General features: G+C 52.9%; 19 protein-coding genes. 12 read left to right on the forward strand and 7 right to left on the reverse strand.

Annotated elements, in window-relative coordinates; all coding sequences use genetic code 11:
- Positions 1–24: 24 nt before the first annotated feature.
- Positions 25–1,551: a methyl-accepting chemotaxis protein gene (locus KNP74_RS11260; RefSeq protein ID WP_214764324.1), complete on the forward strand. Its 1,527-nt coding sequence runs from the start codon at positions 25–27 to the stop codon at positions 1,549–1,551.
- A gap of 36 nt (positions 1,552–1,587) precedes the next feature.
- Here KNP74_RS11260 and KNP74_RS11265 read toward each other — a convergent pair whose 3' ends face one another.
- Together KNP74_RS11265 and KNP74_RS11270 are read right to left on the reverse strand one after the other, a co-directional pair.
- Complete coding sequence (locus tag KNP74_RS11265) at positions 1,588–1,764, reverse strand: hypothetical protein (protein ID WP_214764325.1); 177 nt, start codon at positions 1,762–1,764, stop codon at positions 1,588–1,590.
- A 154-nt stretch (positions 1,765–1,918) separates the two neighbouring features.
- Positions 1,919–2,779 (reverse strand): SDR family oxidoreductase, encoded by an 861-nt coding sequence (locus KNP74_RS11270; protein ID WP_214764326.1) that lies wholly within the window; start codon positions 2,777–2,779, stop codon positions 1,919–1,921.
- A 147-nt stretch (positions 2,780–2,926) separates the two neighbouring features.
- Here KNP74_RS11270 and KNP74_RS11275 point away from each other — a divergent pair, with 147 nt between their 5' ends.
- Positions 2,927–3,361 (forward strand): Rrf2 family transcriptional regulator, encoded by a 435-nt coding sequence (locus tag KNP74_RS11275; protein WP_058764740.1) that lies wholly within the window; start codon positions 2,927–2,929, stop codon positions 3,359–3,361.
- 22 nt (positions 3,362–3,383) lie between these two features.
- Here KNP74_RS11275 and KNP74_RS11280 read toward each other — a convergent pair whose 3' ends face one another.
- Complete coding sequence (locus tag KNP74_RS11280; RefSeq protein ID WP_214764327.1) at positions 3,384–4,220, reverse strand: Cof-type HAD-IIB family hydrolase; 837 nt, start codon at positions 4,218–4,220, stop codon at positions 3,384–3,386.
- A 310-nt stretch (positions 4,221–4,530) separates the two neighbouring features.
- On the opposite strand from KNP74_RS11280, the gene KNP74_RS11285 reads away from it, so the two are divergent.
- The 4 genes from KNP74_RS11285 (at position 4,531) to KNP74_RS11300 (ending at position 7,214) form a co-directional block, all read left to right on the forward strand.
- Positions 4,531–5,448 carry a TerC family protein gene (locus KNP74_RS11285; RefSeq protein WP_214764328.1) on the forward strand — a complete coding sequence of 306 codons (918 nt, stop codon included), beginning with the start codon at positions 4,531–4,533 and terminating at the stop codon, positions 5,446–5,448.
- A 90-nt stretch (positions 5,449–5,538) separates the two neighbouring features.
- The gene (locus KNP74_RS11290; RefSeq protein WP_167491747.1) at positions 5,539–5,712 is read left to right on the forward strand and encodes a hypothetical protein; all 174 of its coding nucleotides are present in this window, start codon (positions 5,539–5,541) and stop codon (positions 5,710–5,712) included.
- Between the two features lie 60 nt (positions 5,713–5,772).
- Entirely contained in the window at positions 5,773–5,976 is a 204-nt protein-coding gene (locus KNP74_RS11295) for a hypothetical protein (protein ID WP_114165113.1), read from the forward strand.
- A 131-nt stretch (positions 5,977–6,107) separates the two neighbouring features.
- Entirely contained in the window at positions 6,108–7,214 is a 1,107-nt protein-coding gene (locus tag KNP74_RS11300) for a sensor histidine kinase (protein WP_214764329.1), read from the forward strand.
- Positions 7,215–7,254: 40 nt separating this feature from the next.
- On the opposite strand, the gene KNP74_RS11305 is transcribed toward KNP74_RS11300, so the two are convergent.
- Entirely contained in the window at positions 7,255–7,581 is a 327-nt protein-coding gene (locus KNP74_RS11305; RefSeq protein ID WP_138858809.1) for a winged helix-turn-helix transcriptional regulator, read from the reverse strand.
- Positions 7,582–7,695: 114 nt separating this feature from the next.
- Here KNP74_RS11305 and KNP74_RS11310 point away from each other — a divergent pair, with 114 nt between their 5' ends.
- Complete coding sequence (locus KNP74_RS11310) at positions 7,696–8,325, forward strand: NAD(P)-dependent oxidoreductase (protein WP_214764330.1); 630 nt, start codon at positions 7,696–7,698, stop codon at positions 8,323–8,325.
- Positions 8,326–8,339: 14 nt separating this feature from the next.
- Here the strand turns inward: KNP74_RS11310 and KNP74_RS11315 are convergent, their stop codons facing one another.
- Positions 8,340–8,843, reverse strand: coding sequence for a DUF305 domain-containing protein (locus KNP74_RS11315; protein WP_214764332.1), 504 nt, complete (start codon positions 8,841–8,843; stop codon positions 8,340–8,342).
- A 175-nt stretch (positions 8,844–9,018) separates the two neighbouring features.
- Between KNP74_RS11315 and KNP74_RS11320 the strand changes: the two genes are divergently transcribed.
- The 3 genes from KNP74_RS11320 to KNP74_RS15115 are packed head-to-tail and all read left to right on the forward strand — an operon-like array spanning position 9,019 to position 12,590.
- On the forward strand, positions 9,019–10,467 hold the full coding sequence (locus KNP74_RS11320; protein WP_214764333.1) for a UDP-N-acetylmuramoyl-L-alanyl-D-glutamate--2,6-diaminopimelate ligase: 1,449 nt from the start codon (positions 9,019–9,021) through the stop codon (positions 10,465–10,467).
- A gap of 54 nt (positions 10,468–10,521) precedes the next feature.
- Positions 10,522–11,199 (forward strand): response regulator transcription factor, encoded by a 678-nt coding sequence (locus KNP74_RS11325; RefSeq protein WP_138858806.1) that lies wholly within the window; start codon positions 10,522–10,524, stop codon positions 11,197–11,199.
- Complete coding sequence (locus KNP74_RS15115; RefSeq protein WP_214764334.1) at positions 11,154–12,590, forward strand: sensor histidine kinase; 1,437 nt, start codon at positions 11,154–11,156, stop codon at positions 12,588–12,590. The genes KNP74_RS11325 and KNP74_RS15115 overlap by 46 nt, the downstream gene beginning before the upstream one ends.
- A 37-nt stretch (positions 12,591–12,627) precedes the next feature.
- Here KNP74_RS15115 and KNP74_RS11335 read toward each other — a convergent pair whose 3' ends face one another.
- Positions 12,628–13,584: a F510_1955 family glycosylhydrolase gene (locus tag KNP74_RS11335; RefSeq protein ID WP_214764335.1), complete on the reverse strand. Its 957-nt coding sequence runs from the start codon at positions 13,582–13,584 to the stop codon at positions 12,628–12,630.
- 59 nt (positions 13,585–13,643) lie between these two features.
- Positions 13,644–15,674, reverse strand: a complete 2,031-nt coding sequence (locus KNP74_RS11340) for a heavy metal translocating P-type ATPase (RefSeq protein WP_214764336.1) — start codon at positions 15,672–15,674, stop codon at positions 13,644–13,646.
- Positions 15,675–15,794: 120 nt separating this feature from the next.
- Between KNP74_RS11340 and KNP74_RS11345 the strand changes: the two genes are divergently transcribed.
- Both KNP74_RS11345 and KNP74_RS11350 read left to right on the forward strand, forming a co-directional pair.
- The gene (locus tag KNP74_RS11345; RefSeq protein WP_251130170.1) at positions 15,795–17,282 is read left to right on the forward strand and encodes a multicopper oxidase family protein; all 1,488 of its coding nucleotides are present in this window, start codon (positions 15,795–15,797) and stop codon (positions 17,280–17,282) included.
- Positions 17,283–17,308: 26 nt separating this feature from the next.
- Positions 17,309–17,890, forward strand: coding sequence for a YdhK family protein (locus tag KNP74_RS11350; RefSeq protein WP_214711128.1), 582 nt, complete (start codon positions 17,309–17,311; stop codon positions 17,888–17,890).
- The last annotated feature ends 225 nt before the right edge of the window (positions 17,891–18,115 follow it).

Genomic DNA, 18,115 nt, shown 5'->3' on the forward strand with positions numbered 1-18,115 from the left:
GACCCATCACCAGGAGGAATCTATATGAGTTCTACGAAACGCAATCAATTAATGCTCGTCACCACGTTCGTCATCGTCCTTACGTCTGTCACCGTCCATCTGCTCCATCGCTTCACGGATTTTGCCTATACGTATACCGTGCTCCGAAACGGCGCCGTCGGTTACGCATATCCCATCACGACATGGGTCGTGTTCGCCGTTCCAATCGTGCTATCGATCGCCATGGTCGTCAGCCAACGTGTGAAACCACAACTGTTCCCGCACTTGATGATGCTCACGCTCACGTTTTCGAGCATCTCGACCGTCGCCGGTGGGCAAGGGCTCGTCGAGTATCACTTCTCAATTTTCGTCGTCTTGGCGATTCTGTCGTTCATGCGTCGTATCGACTTAATCGTCTACAGTACCGTTATCTTCGCCGTGCAGCATCTGGCCGGCTATTTCTTCGTCCCCGAAATCATCTGTGGGACGGCGGACTATCCGTTCAGCTTGTTGCTCGTCCATGCGGTCTATCTCATCTTACTGAGTGCCGTGCTCATCGCGCAGATTCATTTCCGTAACCTTGAGTCGTCGCGTGTCAAAGCACAGGAAGACGAGACTCGCCGTTTGCTGAAGCAAGCCGTCAACGATGCGAGTCAACTCGTGATGACACTCAAAAACCATGCGACCGAGCTCGAGACGGCGGCCAACCAGTCGCTCGAGTCCGGTGAACAAATCGCCGTCACCGTCGATCCGATTGTCGCCCACGCGACCGAGCAAGAAACGTCGATGAACCATGGGGCCGATGAGATTCAATCGATTCGCTCCCTCACCGCTCTCATCCAAGAACGGATGGCCCAGACGGCTGCCGCCTCGTCACGCATCGCGTCCGATGCCATCGCTGGGAACAGTGACATGCAACGGATGGAGACGAAAGTCGGTGAGATCATCAGTGAGTCGGAGCGGCTCGAACGTGTCGTTGCGACGATGTCGAATCGATCAACCGAGATTCAAGCCATCCTGCAACACGTCGAGACAATCAGCGACCAAACGAACATGCTTGCCTTGAACGCCTCGATTGAAGCCGCACGGGCCGGTGATGCCGGGCGCGGTTTCGCCGTCGTCGCTTCTGAGGTCGGCAAACTCGCCGTCCAGTCACGTGACTATGCAGCCGAGATGACACGCGTCCTCGGCGGGCTGATGGATGACACGATCGTCGTCCGCGATTCGGCACAGTTGTTCAAACGTGCGACCGAGAACTGCCAAACCGTCTCGGCCGACGTGACAGCGGTCTTCCACCGCTTGACCGAGGATGTTTCCGAGATCGATGGTCAAATCAGTTCGATTCAAGAGACACGTCAACGCGTGACGTCGCAGATGGAGACGCTCGAAACGCGCCTCGCGACGACGAAACAAGCGGCGAGCGAACTGCAGCAACAGATTCAGCACGTCGCCGCCGCGACCGAGGAACAAGTCGCCATCCAAAAAGAGTTGAGCCACATGTCGGACCGCCTCGCTTCGACCGCGAGCACGTTAGAAGACGTGACCGGTCAGCTCGAAGCCCGAGCGAACTAAAAAACAGACCGCGAATGTGAATTCGCGATCTGTTTTTTATGAATGACTGAAGAATGAAATTTTTGCAGTCGACCGAATGATGAGTACCGATACGAGCATGAGGATGGCCGCGATTCTGAAGCCCACATCCCCGATGACATTGAATTCATATCTCAGCCCGAACAATAATCCTAATCCTAAGACAACGCCGATTAAGAACATCACGTTTTTCATGTAATCGATTCTTCCTATGTACATCTATGATTATCCATTTATTGTTAGTATACCGGATGGGGATGACGTGTGCACAAATATGTGAAGACAAATCACTAATATTCATCAAAAAACGTCACGTTCTCGATGTTCGAAAACGTGACGTCACGATCGTTTATAACGTCGATACGAGCTTTTGAAGCGCCTCTTTGAGCGGCGTCACCGGACGACCGAGCACCAACTCGAAATCGTTCGACTCGACTTCGAGCGAGCCGTTGCGGATGCTGTCTTGAATGCCGACAACGATCGGGATTGCCCCTTCCGGCACCCCTGCGCCGCGCATGACGTCAGCGTACGCGTCGGTACTCACTTCTTGAAGCATCACTTCGCGCCCGAGCACTTCACTGAGCGCCTCGACGAGTTCGGCTTGCGTATGGAGCGGGCCGGACAACTCGAAGATGTTCTGTTCGAAGTCATCCGCGAGGAGCACGTTCGCTGCCGCTTCAGCGTAATCGTCTTGCAACGCCCAACCAACCTTCCCATCACGGGCAGCCGTCACCCAAGGTGCACCGGCAAGCACGCCTTGGATGCTACCAAGTTCGTTTTCTAAGTACCAGTTGTTGCGCAAAAACGCATGCGGGATGCCCGTCCGTTCGATTGCGCCTTCCGTCTCGACATGTGGCGGTGCCATGAGGTTTTGGCTCTCTGTCGCGTCGGCGAGACTCGTATAGGCGATGAACGATACGCCTGCGCGTTCGGCCGCCTCGACGGCGTTCGCATGTTGACGGATGCGCGTGTCGTTGTCGCCGTCCGCCGAGATGATGAGCAATCGTTCGACACCTTTGAACGCTTCATCGAGCGTCTCGGGCTTGTCGAAGTCCCCATGTCGCACATCGACCCCTTTCGCTTTCAGTGCTTCCGCTTTCTCCGGATTGCGGACGCTGACCGCGAGTTCACTTGCGGGTACCGACTTGAGCAACACATCAACAATTTTCGAACCGAGTTTTCCGGTCGCACCTGTGACTAAGTATTTCATAAATCATTTCCTCCCTTTAACCTGTAATTAAATCAGTTACATGTAACCATCATAGTTACAGCATCTTCGTTTGTCAATTGTTTGTTCCCTGTTATACTGAAGATGTAACCAATTCACTTACACGACTGTGCAGAAAGGTGGTAGCCTATGTCCATCAGTAGCCGTTTCGCGGTCGGCATTCATATCTTGACGTTGATCGAGGTCAATCAGGACGGCGTCACCTCGTCTGACTTTTTGGCCGGCAGCGTCAACACGAACCCGGCCCTAATCCGAAAAATCATGGCCATGTTGAAGAAGGCCGACTTGATTGAAGTGAAGCCTGGCGTCGCCGGAGCCAAACTGACGAAAGACTTGACCGAGATTTCGCTCTATGACGTCTATCGCGCCGTCAGTGTCGTCGAGGAGAACGAACTGTTCAGTATCCATGACAACCCAAACCCTGCGTGCCCCGTCGGCCAACATATCCAAGCGACGATCGAACCGATTTTCATCCACGCCCAATCGGCGATGGAGTCTGTGTTGAAGCATGTGACCCTCGCCGATGTCGTGAACGATGTCGCCACGAAAAGCCAAGCAACCTGAAGAGAGGTTGCTTGGCTTTTTTTCAGATGAGTCGATACTTTTTGAAGCTATTCGCAAGCCCGTCTTGATCACACGCGTCTGTCACGTCGTTCGCGACACGCTTGACCTCGGGTTTGGCATTGCCCATGGCGACACCGACCTCAACGTATTCGAGCATCTCGATGTCGTTCAACCCGTCCCCGTAGGCGAACGTCTGCGCTCGCTCGAGACCTAGATGTTCGAGCAGCGTCGCAATCGCCGTCGCTTTGTTGACGCCCGGGATGGACAGCTCCCCGCTGTTGGCACCGAATACGGCGACCGTGCTCGGGATGACGGTGAAGCGGGATGCGAACTCTTGTTGGATGACGTCGAGCGGGACAGACGAGCCGAGAAACGAGATTTTATTCACGTCGGGACGGACGAGGTCGACCCCTTCCATCATCGCGTCATGAAACGGCTTCAAGCCGCGTTCAATCGTCGCGCTCGCTTCCGGATTGTTCGCCATCAACTCGTCGATCATCGTCGCCACCCGTGCCTTGGCGTTGCCGCCGGCGAACAGGCCGTCGTTCGACTCGAGATAGAAGTCGATGCCGTGTTCGGTGAAGAACGAGATGAGATGACTCAAATCATCGACGGAGACTTGTTGATGGTACAGCACTTCCTCCTCGAGCTCGATGTAGCCCCCGGCTGCCCCGATGATGCCGTCAAAGCCGACGTCGAGAATGTCCGAGAATAGCTCGGCCTTCGAGCGCCCGGTCGATAAGAAGACGAGATGGCCGTTCTGTCGCGCTTGCCGGACGGCCTCTTTGGCCGATTCCGGAATGTTGCCATGGTCATCGACGAGCGTGCCGTCGACGTCTAGAAAGATGATATTTCGCATAATATCCTCCCTTTTTTTGTCCTGAAAACAAGAAAAACCTAAACCAGACGCAACGCGTGCGCCCAGTTTAGGTTTTGCCTGATGATTCAGTAACAATCCTGATGTATGTCGTTTTCCCTTCAAGCATACCGCTCGCGTATTTCGTTTGTCAAAGCAGGCCCCCATCCCTCACACCCGCCTCGATTCTCGTAATCGATGCCCCACTCGAAACCGTCGAAGTATTTTCGGTAAAAATAAACTTGACTTTAAGTTCATATGACCTTAAATTAATCATATAGAGTTCATACGAACCTAAAAGGAGGAATTATTGTTGACCCTACTCATCGCCTTTTTGGCACTCGTCATCTTCATGCTCGCACTTGACCTCGGGGTGTTCCACCGCAAGGCACACGAAGTCTCGCTCCGTGAGGCGTGGACATGGACGTTCGTCTGGATCGGAATCGCCCTCGCGTTCGGCGGTTGGTTGTTCTACTCGCAAGGCAGCACGGTCGCGACGGAATATGCGAGCGTCTACTTCATCGAGAAGGCGCTCGCCATCGATAACGTGTTCGTCTTCTCGCTCGTGTTCGCCTACTTCGCGATTCCGCTCAAATATCAGCACAAGGTGTTGTTCTGGGGCATACTTGGCGCAATCTTCTTCCGGGCCGTCTTCATCGTCGCCGGCGTGTCATTGTTAGAGAACTTCGGTTGGGTCTATTACGTGTTCGGTGCCTTCCTCGTCTATACAGGATGGATGATGTTCAAAAACATCGGCAAGGACGAGTCGCTTGAAGAGAACAAGACGATTCGTTGGCTCGAGCGCCGCTTGCCGATCACGCAAGACATCTCGTCCGGCAAGTTCACGCAGCGCCTAGGCGGCAAGCTGTTCTTCACGCCACTCTTCATCGCGCTCATCTTTGTCGAAATCTCGGATATCGTCTTCGCCGTCGACTCGGTCGCGGCCAGCTTCGCTTACTCGCGTGACCCGTATATCATCTTCTATGCGAACATCATGGCGATTCTCGGACTCCGTAGCCTCTACTTCGTCCTTGCCAACTTGATCGACCGCTTCTACTACTTGAAGCACGGACTCAGCTTCATGCTTGTCTTCATCGGGACGAAGATGATTTTCGGCGATGTGTACAAGATGCCGATTTGGATGTCGCTTGGGACGATCGTCCTCGTCATCTCGATCAGCGTCGTCTATAGTTTTTATAAAACGAAACCAAATCAACAGACAAACGTATAACAAAAGGGAGACGTGCTAGCCTCCCAGGTGGTTCACTTCTCAATTGTGGGTAAACCTTTAGTCTAGCAAACATAGAAAAGGTGGTAACGAATGTTTGACCGTATGGGTGATGTGAGTATTGGACTCGTCTTCGGGATCGTGTTGATGTTTCTGTTCAACAGTCTCTGGGGACTTGGAGTCGGCGTGATGTTAGGATTCTTTTTCCTCGTCGCACCGCGCTCGACAAACCGCCGTACTAGAAACTATATACCGCAGACAGACTAAACCGGGGCACATGCTTCGGTTTTTCTTCTGTATACTGGAGAAAACCCTTTAGGAGGAGCCATGAATTATTCAATGACGGAACTGACGGAGGCGAAGCGGCAAATCGATTCGATTCTCCAAAAACTGAACGAGACGGTGAGGACGCTCGAGGCGAAAGACTCCCCTGAGCGATACAAATCGCAGGTGACCCTCGCGAAACGACGGATTGATGCCCTCACGTTAGCGTTATATCTGATCGAAGAGAAGCTTCACAAGGACTTGTGAGAAATTTGGTTCAAATTCAAGAATTTTGCACATTTTGCACATTGTCGCATAGGCAATGCATACACGTTGCTTTACAATTTCACTTGAAGGCGTTTTAGGAACGTTTCAGCAGAAGATAGGGGGCGACACCGATGACACACAACCTTGAACCGATTGCTTCGTCTTCTTTTGAAGCGCACGACGACACTCCACCTGATCCGACCGAGCGAGACTGGACGAAACCGGATGGATTTGTCCAATCCTTGCTCGACAAGTCGCAGGCGATGGTCTGCTTTTATGAACCCGCGACGAATACGTTCTTAATGAATGAGAATTTGGCTCGACGCTTCGAGGTTTCGAAATCAAGCACGCTCGAGTCTTTTCTCGCGCGATGCCGGCAAATAGAAGTCGTACCGCGTGAACAGTTTGAGGCTTTCTTCCGCTCGATTTGCTCATCTGAGCCGGTCTCGACGCTCGAATGCTCGTTCGATACACATCTTTTTCAAGTCGTCCCATACTTTATCAATAACCCGGACAGCGTGTTCCTCACATGGTACGACCATACCGAGACACTTGAGTCATCTTTACGGAAAGAAGTGTTCCTCGCCGAGTTGTCACACGAGATTCGCACACCGTTGACGGCCATCAAAGGATTCACCGAACTGTTATTGCATCAACCGCTCACGCGTGAGAAGCAAGCGAATATGTTACGGCTGATTCAACAAGAGACTGAACGGCTCGAGCGGCTCGCCGATCATTATTTGGATTTTCAACGCCATGATGCGGTCGTGCTGAACGGACACATGGACGACGTGTCCGTCTCCCACATGTTAGATGAAATTCTTGCGACATTTCACGCGACGACCGCAACCCATACCATTTCCATACAGATCGAGCCAGAAAACATGACCATCGTCGCTCATGCGGATCGGGTCAGACAATGTCTGCAAAATCTTATTCATAATGCGATCAAGTATTCACCGCAAGGCGGCAATGTGTCTATATCGGCGTTTGAAGAGGCACATGAGATAGTCATTCAAATCCGTGATGAAGGCATCGGCATCCCCGCAGACGCGTTGCCTAAATTGTTCGAACGTTACTATCGAGTCGAATCAGAGGCTCACCGTGCCATCAAAGGGACCGGGCTCGGACTTCAAATTTGTAAACAATGCATGGACGCCCACGGCGGGAGTATCCACGTTGAATCGGTCGCCGGCATCGGATCCACGTTCACCTTACGTTTTCCGCAACGCCGTTAAAAAAAGAGAAGGATTTGGTCATGCGACCAAATCCTTCTCTTTATGAGCGAGCGGATGCTTGCGGCTGTCCGCTTCTTTCATATTCCCACCGTGCCAACTGTTCTAAAATCGGATAAAGGGACTCCCCTTCTTCTGATAATCGATATTCGACCCGGGGCGGGATTTCCGAATAGACGGTACGGATGATCAATCCGTCTTGTTCGAGCTCCCGCAACTGACGGGTCAATGTTCGCGGGGTCGCTTGCGGGAACAGGCGGCAGATTTCATTGAACCGCTTCACGCCGAGCGTGCCGAGCCGATGCAGAATCAACATCTTATATTTCCCGGAAATTTTTTGGACAATCGTTTCGACAGGGCACGTTTCCATGGAACCACTCCTTCAGTATCTTTAAGGATAGTATACGTCAAATTTGTGCGTACTTCTATTTTTGTACATAAACAAGTACGCTAGAGATATCTACTAGACAAAGGAGTGAATGTGATGCATATCGCAGTATTCGGAGGCAGCGGACGGACGGGGCGTGAATTGATCACTCAGGCTCTCGCCCATGGTCATCATGTCAAAGCGCTAGTCAGAAGCCCGAAAAAACTTGATTTGACCCATGACCGGTTGACGATTGTGAAAGGAGACGCCGAAAACCGGGATGATGTCTTCCGGACCGTTGAAGGAACGGGTGCGGTCCTGATGGCTCTCGGCCATACGAAGACATCGAACAAGGACGTATTGGAACAAGCGACATCCCACGTCGTTGCCGCCATGCATGCGTACAACGCGACACGCGTCGTCAATTTGACAGGTGCGACGATCAAAGTACCGAAAGACGTCAAACAGAAACTCATCAGCCGGTTCGCCGAGACGCTCATGAAGACGTTCGCGGGCGATTTACTGCGCGACAGTTACGTTCAAAAAGGAATCCTCGAGGCGAGCGGGCTCGAATGGACGATCGTCCGGGGACCTCTCCTATTAGAAGGACCTATGACCGGAACGTATCGGACCGGTTACTTCGCGTTTGACAAGCCGATGATCGACCGGGCCGACGTCGCCCATTTCATGTTGCGCGAACTCGAAGAGCGTCAATACGTGCACGAATACCCGCTAATCGGAAACTAACAGACGTGGCCGCATTATTCGGCCACGTCTGTTTTCGCCTCAGATTCCACGTTCGCTTTCGCTTCTTCCTCTTCTTTCTCCAACTCTTCAATCAATCGCTTCATCTCAGCGATTTCTCGTTCTTGCGCTTTGATGATTTCTTCTGACAACTGTTTCACGCGCGGGTCTTCGATTTCCGCCCGTTCGCTCGTCAAAATGGCGATGGAGTGGTGCGGAATCATCGCTTTCATCCAACTGACGTCATCGACCGTGGTCTGGCTCCGGACGAGCCATAACGACAAGGCGAAGACGAGCGCGCTCACGCCTAAGATGACGGCGTTCAGCTTCTTGTTCTTGTACATGCCCCACATGAACAGCAACATGACGAACGCCATGACCGAGCCCATGATGAGCGCCATGTACAGACGTGTCTGACTGAAGAAGACGTGGTCGAATTGGAACACGTTCAAATACATGAGCCAATACATGAGGAATGTCGACACGAGAATCATCACTCCGAATTTCGCATAAGGTTTCATTGTTCTCTCCTGCCTTTCTATTTATTTGCTTCTACGTATTCCTTTGCCTATTCTTTTTTCGTTAAAACCCCATGATTCATCTAGTCGAGCGAGCGTTCCTACCATTTCACTTCTTTTTCACAAACAGGGGCTATACTGTCAAAATGGACTTTGCCGACAAAGGAGACATCAAGACGTGTTAAAAAACCTGCAAGACCTGTTGACAGAGCTGAAACAGCTTGTGACATGGACGTATTTAGACAATCCTGCCGAAACGTTGATTGAAGGCATTTCCTTCTCCTCCAAAGAAATTAAACAAAATTTTTTATTCGTCTGTATATCAGGGTATCGACGTGACGGTCATGACTACGTGAACGAGGCAATCCACAACGGGGCCGTCGCCATCATCGCCGAACGTCCGATCGAGGCCCGGGTGCCTGTCATCTACTGTAAAGATACGAAACATGCTTTAGCTGAACTCGCCAGTGCGTTCTATGACCATCCATCGACGCGACTTCGTCTTCATGGCGTCACCGGGACGAACGGAAAAACGACGACGACCGCCCTGGCACATCAACTGTTCGACCGACTCGGCATATCCGCCGGCTTGATCGGCACACTCGGTATCACCTATTCCGGTCAGACGTTCGAGACACCGAACACGACACCCGATTCGCTAACCATCCACCGCCACCTCCACACCATGGTCGAGGCCGGCGTGACGGATTGTCTGATCGAGGTCTCGTCACAAGCCATTGCGGAGGGACGTATCGCGAACTTGTCATTCGAGACGACCTCGTTTCTCAATCTGTCGCACGACCATTTGGATTACCACGGCACGATGGAGACGTATGCGTACACGAAAGCCCAATTGTTCGCGCAATTATCGGATGTGGGTTGCGGCATCGTCAATGGTGACGACCCGTATCATGAGCTCATGCGATCCGTCGCACCACCTCACGCGAGGCGGTTCAGGTTCAGCCGTCATTCGTCTGTAGCCGATTTAACCGGTCAGACGGAAGCTGACCGTTTTATCGTTCGTATGGACGGAGAGACGGCGTTGTCTGCGCCCCCGTTCCTAGAAGACTATAACCTCGACAACACGTTATGTGCGATCAGTATCGTCCTTCAAACGGGTGTCTCTTTAAAAGAGATTGTCCCTCACCTCTCGAACTTAACCTTGCCGAGCGGGCGACTCGAGAAAGTGTCGGGCATCACGACACCCGTCTATATCGACTACGGACATACTCCGGATGCCATAAAAAAAGTCGTGACATCGCTAACGGCCCGTCATTCTCGTGTGCTCGTGTTACTCAGCGCCGCCGGTGAGCGAGACCGGATGAAACGTCGGATGATGACCGGCATGGTCGCCGCTTCAGGCGCCGACTTCATCTTGACTGTCCATGACCCGCGCCATGAAGATCCCCAGCAAATCCTCGACGATTTAGCGGATGGACAGTCTACCGAACTCGCCCATTTCGACGAGCGCGAAGAAGCCATCCGTTTCTTCTGTGAACGGATGGTAGACTATGACTGTGGCGTCCTGTTCGGGAAAGGGCATGACCGCGTCGAGCGCATAAACGACGAGCTCGTACCGTTCGACGAATCGGAGCTTGTCCGACAGTTCTTTACAAGGAGAACGTAGCACGACTCTCGAAATTGGTAGGAACGATGGACGAAAACAAAAGGAGGACAACAGATGAACATCTTGATTGTCGATGACGAAGTAAAAATGAGACGGCTCCTCCGCTTATTCCTCGAAGGGGACGGCTACACTTGCATCGAGGCCGCGGACGGACGAGAAGCCATGGAGCTGCTATCTGAACGTCCGGACTTGGTCATGTTGGATATCATGATGCCCGGTGTCGACGGGATCACGTTGTGTCGCCAAATCAAAGCACTCGACGCCGAACTACCTGTCGTCTTATTGACGGCCCGCTCGGATAGCGAGACGACGATCCGCGGATTGGACGCCGGGGCTGACGACTATGTCACGAAACCGTTCGAAGGCAACGTGTTGTTGGCCCGGATTCGCGCAGTGTTACGACGGAGCCGCGTCACGAATGTGAATTATGGACAATTGCGCTATGAAGAAGCGAGCGGACGCATCCTGTATCAAGAACAAGAAGTCGTCATGACGCCGAAAGCGACGGCCATCTTAAAGTTGTTTCTGCAACACCCGAACCGGTTGTACAACCGGATGGATTTATATGACTTGGTATGGCCTTATTCGTCCGAATCGGACCCGCGCACGGTCGACGCCCATATCCGTATGATTCGCGACAAACTCGGCGAGGCCGGCTTCCCGATTGACGATTATTTGAAGACGGTGTGGGGACGCGGCTATCGCTGGACCGAGGAGCGGTCGGACTCATGACGTTCCGACGCAATAGCCTCCCGTTCCGAATCAGTCTGATTTTTTTATTGACGACGTTATTGATTGAAGGTGTCTTGTTCTTATTGCTCTACCATACGCTCCTCGGTGAACGTGTTGTCGAAGAAATCGACCGGCTCGAATCGAGAGCGGAAAGCCATGCGAGCGTACTGGCGATGAGTTTTGATGAAGAGACGATTGGCCACGTCGCGACGATGGAGAGCGAGACCGATACGAAAGTCGCCATCACCGCTCCCGACCACTCGATTCTACAGACATCCAACCGCTTCCCCGACCCGCTCTCGGTGCTCGTCCAAACGGAAGCGGACCGAGGGGATGCCGATGTGACGACCATCCTCGAAGACGATTGGGAGAACGAACCGTATCTCGCAGTACGGACCCCGATTGATGCGATGGAAAATGCCACCCGTTACGGGTATGTGTATATGTTTCTACCGACCGAGATCATTCATGGCATCAGCCATCGGCTCCAACTCCGGTTTCTTTATATCACCGGCATCGCCCTCGTCATCACCATCATGACGTTCGTCTTGCTGAGCCGGTTGATTTCAAACCCGATTCAGCTGTTGCGCCGAGCGACCGAGGATGTCTTGACGAATCCCGAAACGTTGACCCTGCCGACGACTCGAGAAGATGAGATCGGAGAGTTGGCCCGCTCGATTGAGGCGATGTCGCTTGAACTGGATCGTCTCCGGAAAGAACGAAATCAGTTCTTGTCGGACCTCGCCCACGAGATTAAAACGCCGCTCACGTATCTGCAAGGATATGCCGAGATCGCATCCAAACCGCAGACGCCAGAGTCGTTAAAAGAACAGTCGATTCAGACGATTCTCGAAGAGAGCCAAGCGTTGACCGAGCTCGTCGAGAACGCGTTCCAGCTCGCCCAGTTGGACGAGAACACGTTCACGTTGCATCGCGAACCCGTGGCCGTCGATGCGCTCTGCGACGATTTGCAACGCGTGCTCACCACGATGTTCCGAGTGACACCGACCGCGTTTGCTAGTAGCACCGATTGCTCCTCCAAGGACGTCGTCTTACAGTTAGATCGACATCGCATCTTACAAGTGTTCCGCTCCATCGCCCACAACGCGATTCAACATAGCGAGGCACGCCACGTCCGATTCGATATGCAACTTACGGATGAAGCACTTCACTTCACGATTCAAGACGATGGGAAAGGTATCCCTCAAGAAGATCTGCCTCACATCTTCGATCGCCTGTACCGGGTCGAAAAATCACGTTCCCGTCGTACGGGTGGCAGTGGACTCGGGCTTGCCATCGCCCATCAAATCATCCGGTTGCATGATGGTACGTTGACCGTCGCCTCTGATTCATCTGGGACGATGTTCACCATCACTCTTCCGCCCCACTAAAAAAATCCGGCACCTGAGCTCAGGCGCCGGATTTTTTTCATTTCACTTTCCCTGCTTGCAACAGTTGCGTCCATTCCTCGTCTTCAAAGACGTACACACTGTTATCCGATGTCGCTAGCAACAATCGCCCGTTTTGGCTGACCAGTTCGATCGGGACGCTGTCCGCGTTCAGCGAGGGCAGCTCAACGGTCGTCTCCGTCTCGTCGGTCAAATCCGAGACCACAAGATCGAACGAGGCACCGTCTTTCGTGATTGACGCCAATTTCCCTTTCGTCGATGCCATCGTGACGATATTCTTCTGTTCCAGGAACGGCTCGAACGTATCTCCCCCGTCATCTGAAACGAGGATGCCATCTGGGCCATAGACGAAGACGCGTTTCGGTTCGCTCGCATCGGCCGTGATACCGGCGATGCCACGACCTTCGATCCCGTCCATCTTCATCGGCTCAAACGAGACACCGCCGTCGAGCGAACGATAAAAACCTGGCGCGAGCTCTTTTGTCGCTTGTTCTAAATACACGTAAAGGCTCTCGGATTCGAAGCCCGCACTCATATAGTGAAAATCGGCCTCGCCCTCTAGCGAACGAATTTCGAGCGTCTCGCCTTTCTCGGTTCCACGGACGACGCCGAGCGGATTCTTATACGGCGAATCCTGCGCCGGGTGACCGCTCGCGTAAAAGCCGTCCGCGACGAGCTCAAAGCCCATATAGTCATGCCGGTTCGACGACAACTCGTACCAGCCGTCTTGCCTGAATTCCATCAGTCCCGTATGCGTCGCGATGACCGGGCGTCCGTCTTGCCAAAAACCGGCACCGTGAATATGGGAGACCGCGGTGCCTGTTTTTGTCGCTGTCCAGTGGTCTGTCGTCTGTTCGGTTGTCGATTTCTCTTTCTCAACAACCGGTGCAGTGGTCTGATTCTCTGTCGGATCCGCACCGCACGAGGCAAGGAATACGGTCGTCACGAACATCGGTACGAATAGCTTTCGTTTCATTCTAGTTCCCCCCATTTTTAGCATCCTACTCATTATAGAGACTAAAGATGAAAGAATTGTTAAAGTTTGAGCGTCCGGGCATTGAGCGCGACGATGACCGTACTGAGGCTCATGAGCACGGCACCGACGGCCGGTGACAAAAGAATGCCGAGCGGTGCCAGCACACCCGCTGCGAGCGGGATGGCGACGATGTTGTAGCCGGCGGCCCACCAGAGATTCTGAATCATCTTGTTGTACGTGTTGCGAGACAAGTCGAGAATCGACAGCACGTCTTTCGGGCTGCTCCGGACAAGAACGATATCGGCCGTCTCGACGGCGACGTCGGTCCCGCTCCCGATGGCGATTCCGACATCCGCTTGGGCCAAGGCCGGTGCGTCGTTGATGCCGTCCCCGACCATCGCCACTTTGCTGCCATCGGCTTGGACGGTTTGGACTTGCCGTGATTTATCATCCGGTAGCACTTCTGCGTACACTTCATCGATGTGAAGTTGCGAGGCGACCCAGTTCGCCACTTTCCGGTTATCCCCGGTGAGCATAATCGAGCGGACACCGCGCTCTCTCAACGCTCGGACCGTCTCTTTCGCCTCATCGCGAACCATGTCCGCCAAGGCGATCATGCCGACCGATTCCCCGTCGCGAATCGTGAAGACGACGGTCTTCCCGGCGGCCGATAACTGATCAAATGCCGTTTCATCGATCGATAGCTCGTGCTCGCGAATAAAACGAGGACTGACGACTTGAACGTGTGCCCCGTTCACGCGACCTTCTAGACCGACGCCCGTGATGGAGGCGAAATCGACGACCTCAGGTAACGTCAAACCTCGCTCTTCCGCTTCGCGAAGAATCCCTCGTGCGAGCGGATGTTGCGAGGCCGTCTCGACGGCGGCAGCCAGACGCAACACTTCATCGTTCGTATACGAGGATGCGGCTTCAATGTCCGTCACCCCAAAATCACCTTGCGTCAGTGTGCCCGTCTTATCGAAGATGACCGCATCGAGATGACGTGCCTCCTCGAACTGGGTCCGGTTCCGAATCAACAGCCCTCGTTTCGCGGATAGCGACGTCGAGACCGCCACGACAAGCGGGGACGCAAGGCCGAGCGCATGCGGACATGAGATGACCATGACGGTGACCATTCGCTCGACGGCCATACTGACCGAGTAGCCGAGAGCGAGCCAAATGACGAACGTCAGCACCCCCGCCCCGACGGCGACATAGAACAAAAGCTTGGCGGCCCGATTGGCCAGATTTTGCGTTTTTGATTTGGACTCCTGTGCTTCTTTGACCAAGTCGATGACTTTCGACAAGTATGTGCTCTCTCCCGTGCTCGTCGTTGAAATCGTCATACTTCCTTCTTGGTTGATTGACCCGGCGATGACGACATCTCCCGTTTCTTTCTCAACGGGCATCGACTCCCCGGTCAACATCGACTCATCGACCGTCGTCCGCCCTTTCAGCAGTTCCCCGTCGACAGGGATCTGCTCGCCCGGTTTGACGAGAATCAAATCCCCCGCAGCGAGCGCCGAGACGGGAACGTCTTCGATATCACTCCCGTTGATGCGGTGCGCCACACTCGGTAATAGACGAACGAGCTGTTGCAACGCGTTCGAGGCACCCATGATGGAGCGCATCTCAATCCAATGCCCGAGCAACATGATCACGATCAACGTCGCCAACTCCCAAAAGAAGTCATGTCCATGCCCATACCCGAACACGATAGCGACACTATAGAAGTACGCGACGCTGATGGCCAGTCCAATCAGCATCATCATCCCCGGGTTTCGTTGACGCAATTCGTCGATGCTCCCTTTCAAAAACGGCCACCCTCCATAGACGTACATGATCGTCGCCAACACGAATAGCGTCTGCTTTTCATAAGTAAACGTAAGTTCGAAACCGGCCCACTCTTGAATCATGTCCGACAAGATGAGGATTGGAATCGTCAGTCCTAACGAGACGAAAAATCGACGCTTATACTCTTCAATCATCCCTTCATGTCCGCCGGCGTGCGAGTCATGCGCTTCTCCGTGTTCATGATAGATGACGCGTGGTGTGAATGTTCCACGTTGACCACCTCTTATGTATACCATATACCCCTATGCAGTATATAAAAACTAAATTTCCCGTTTAACAAAAATTTCATAAGTTGTTGGTATAACTAAATAGGCCATCGTTTTAACTAGAAAGGATGATGCCTCATGAACCGCGTCATGAAATGGATTATCGGGATGGTTATCGTAAGTATCGTGATTGGACTGCTCCTCCTGTTGTTCACGTTCGCTCCTGGAGGCTGGATGATGGGAAACGGATCATTCATGGGAGATCGGGACAATGGCGGCATGATGCACGGCAATGGTGGGATGGGACGTGGGAACACGATTGACCTCATCACCTCCGACGAACCAGCTCAACCGCTTCCGATTCCGAAACGGCTACAACCTGACCGCGTCACAGACGAGGCGCTTTATTATACGGTCCGCACTGAACGTGGCGAGCATCGCTTCTTCGACGAAGGCGTCAACACCGAGACGCTTGGCTATAACGGGACTTTACTCGGCCCAATGATTGAGTTGCCAGCTGGGAAGACCGTGTATATCGACACGATCAATCAGCTCGCCGAACCGACCTCATTCCATTGGCACGGTCTCGTCATCCCTGGAGAAGAAGACGGCGGACCGCACCAACTGATTGGCCCCGGTGAGCAAAAACAAGTTCGTCTCGAGATTGACCAAGAACCGGGCACGCTTTGGTTCCATCCGCATCCGATGGGCGCAACGGCCGAACAAGTATACCTTGGTCTGGCCGGACTCTTGTACGTAACGGACCAAGCGGAGAACGGGTTGCCAAACGAGTACGGTGTCGATGACATTCCGCTCATCGTCCAAGACCGTCTCTTCACAGACGACGGACAACTCGATTACGATCGCCAGATGAACGTCGATGGGACGGTCGGCGATACGTTGATTGCGAACGGTGCCATCAATACGACGTTCGACGTGACCACGAACACGTTACGCGTCCGTCTCGTTAACGGCTCTAACGCTCGGAACATCGACTTCTCATTATCGAACGGATCGTCATTCACTCAAATCGCGACCGACGGCGGGTTGCTCGACAAACCCGTATCACTCAAAACGTTGACGCTCACACCTAGCGAACGAGCCGAGATATTAATCGACTTCTCAGACTTGTCGCTCGGGGACGACCTCGCTCTTCAAGCAGACGGGATTCCGTTCACGACGTTCACGGTGCGTGACGAGGTCGATCAAGACGGCGAATGGAGCGATGCCTTTGACGGAACGTCTGCGTCTAACGAATCAAGCGTTGCCGACCGACGCCTCACGTTGTTCGGGATGGGCAACATGGTGTCGATTGACGGCAAACAATTCGACCCCGATCGAATCGACATCAACGTCCAACAAGGTTCGACCGAGATATGGGAAATTTATAATCGAGAAGACATGATGGGCGGGATGACCCACCCGTTCCACGTCCACGGCGTCCAATTCCGGATACTTGAACGGGACGGCCAACCCCCGCCTGACAATGAACGCGGTTGGAAAGATACGGTCGCTGTCGCACCGGGCGAGAAAGTGAAAATCGAAATGACGTTTCGGGAGACAGGGACGTTCATGTATCACTGCCACATCCTGGAACATGAAGAAAACGGGATGATGGGACAGTTGAAAGTAAACTAATCACACGTTAATTGGAGGGAATAGTAATGAAGGTAAACAAAAAACTTGGAATGATGACGATGGCACTCTCACTCAGCGGTTTGCTCGTCGCCTGTGGCGAAGACGAAACGACGAATACCGATACGAACATGAGTGACCAGATGGAAGAGACGATGGATGGAAACGACCATTCAGGGATGGATATGTCCGGGTCTGGGGACGTCCCCGAGGGCTTGAAGTCAGCGGAGAACCCGACGTTCGCGGTCGGTGACAAGGCCATCATCACAGAAGCCCATATGCCAGGTATGGAAGGAGCCGAAGCGACGATCGTCGGTGCCTACGATACAGTCGTATACAGCATTTCGTATGATCCAATGCATGGGGGTGAACGCGTCGAAGACCACAAATGGATTATCCATGAAGAAGTCAAAAACGCCACGACCGAACCATATGAGGTCGGCGATGAGATCGATGTCGAGGCTGAACATATGGAAGGAATGGGCGGCACGACGGCAACCGTCGATTCGGCTGAAAAGACGACCGTCTATATGGTCGACTTCACGTTAGAATCAGGTGAAGAAGTGACCAATCATAAATGGGTCACCGAGGAAGAATTGTCGGCACCATAATCGAAATATTCATCTGAACGTGGTCACGCCTTCTCCGTAAGGACAGGCAAACTAAGCCGAGGCTCCTGCCTCGGTTTTTCTTATGTATAGGAGGAAGCATTTAAGGAAACAACTGACAAAAAATAATTGATTCTCATCGGTCTTTTTTATTTAGGCCAAACTAATTAAAATTACCCTGTTTTTCAAAAGTTAAACTATGAGAAATCGGAGTTTTTTTGAATATTA

Source organism: Exiguobacterium sp. s141 (assembly GCF_018618085.1).
GTDB classification, from domain to species: Bacteria; Bacillota; Bacilli; order Exiguobacteriales; family Exiguobacteriaceae; genus Exiguobacterium; species Exiguobacterium mexicanum_A.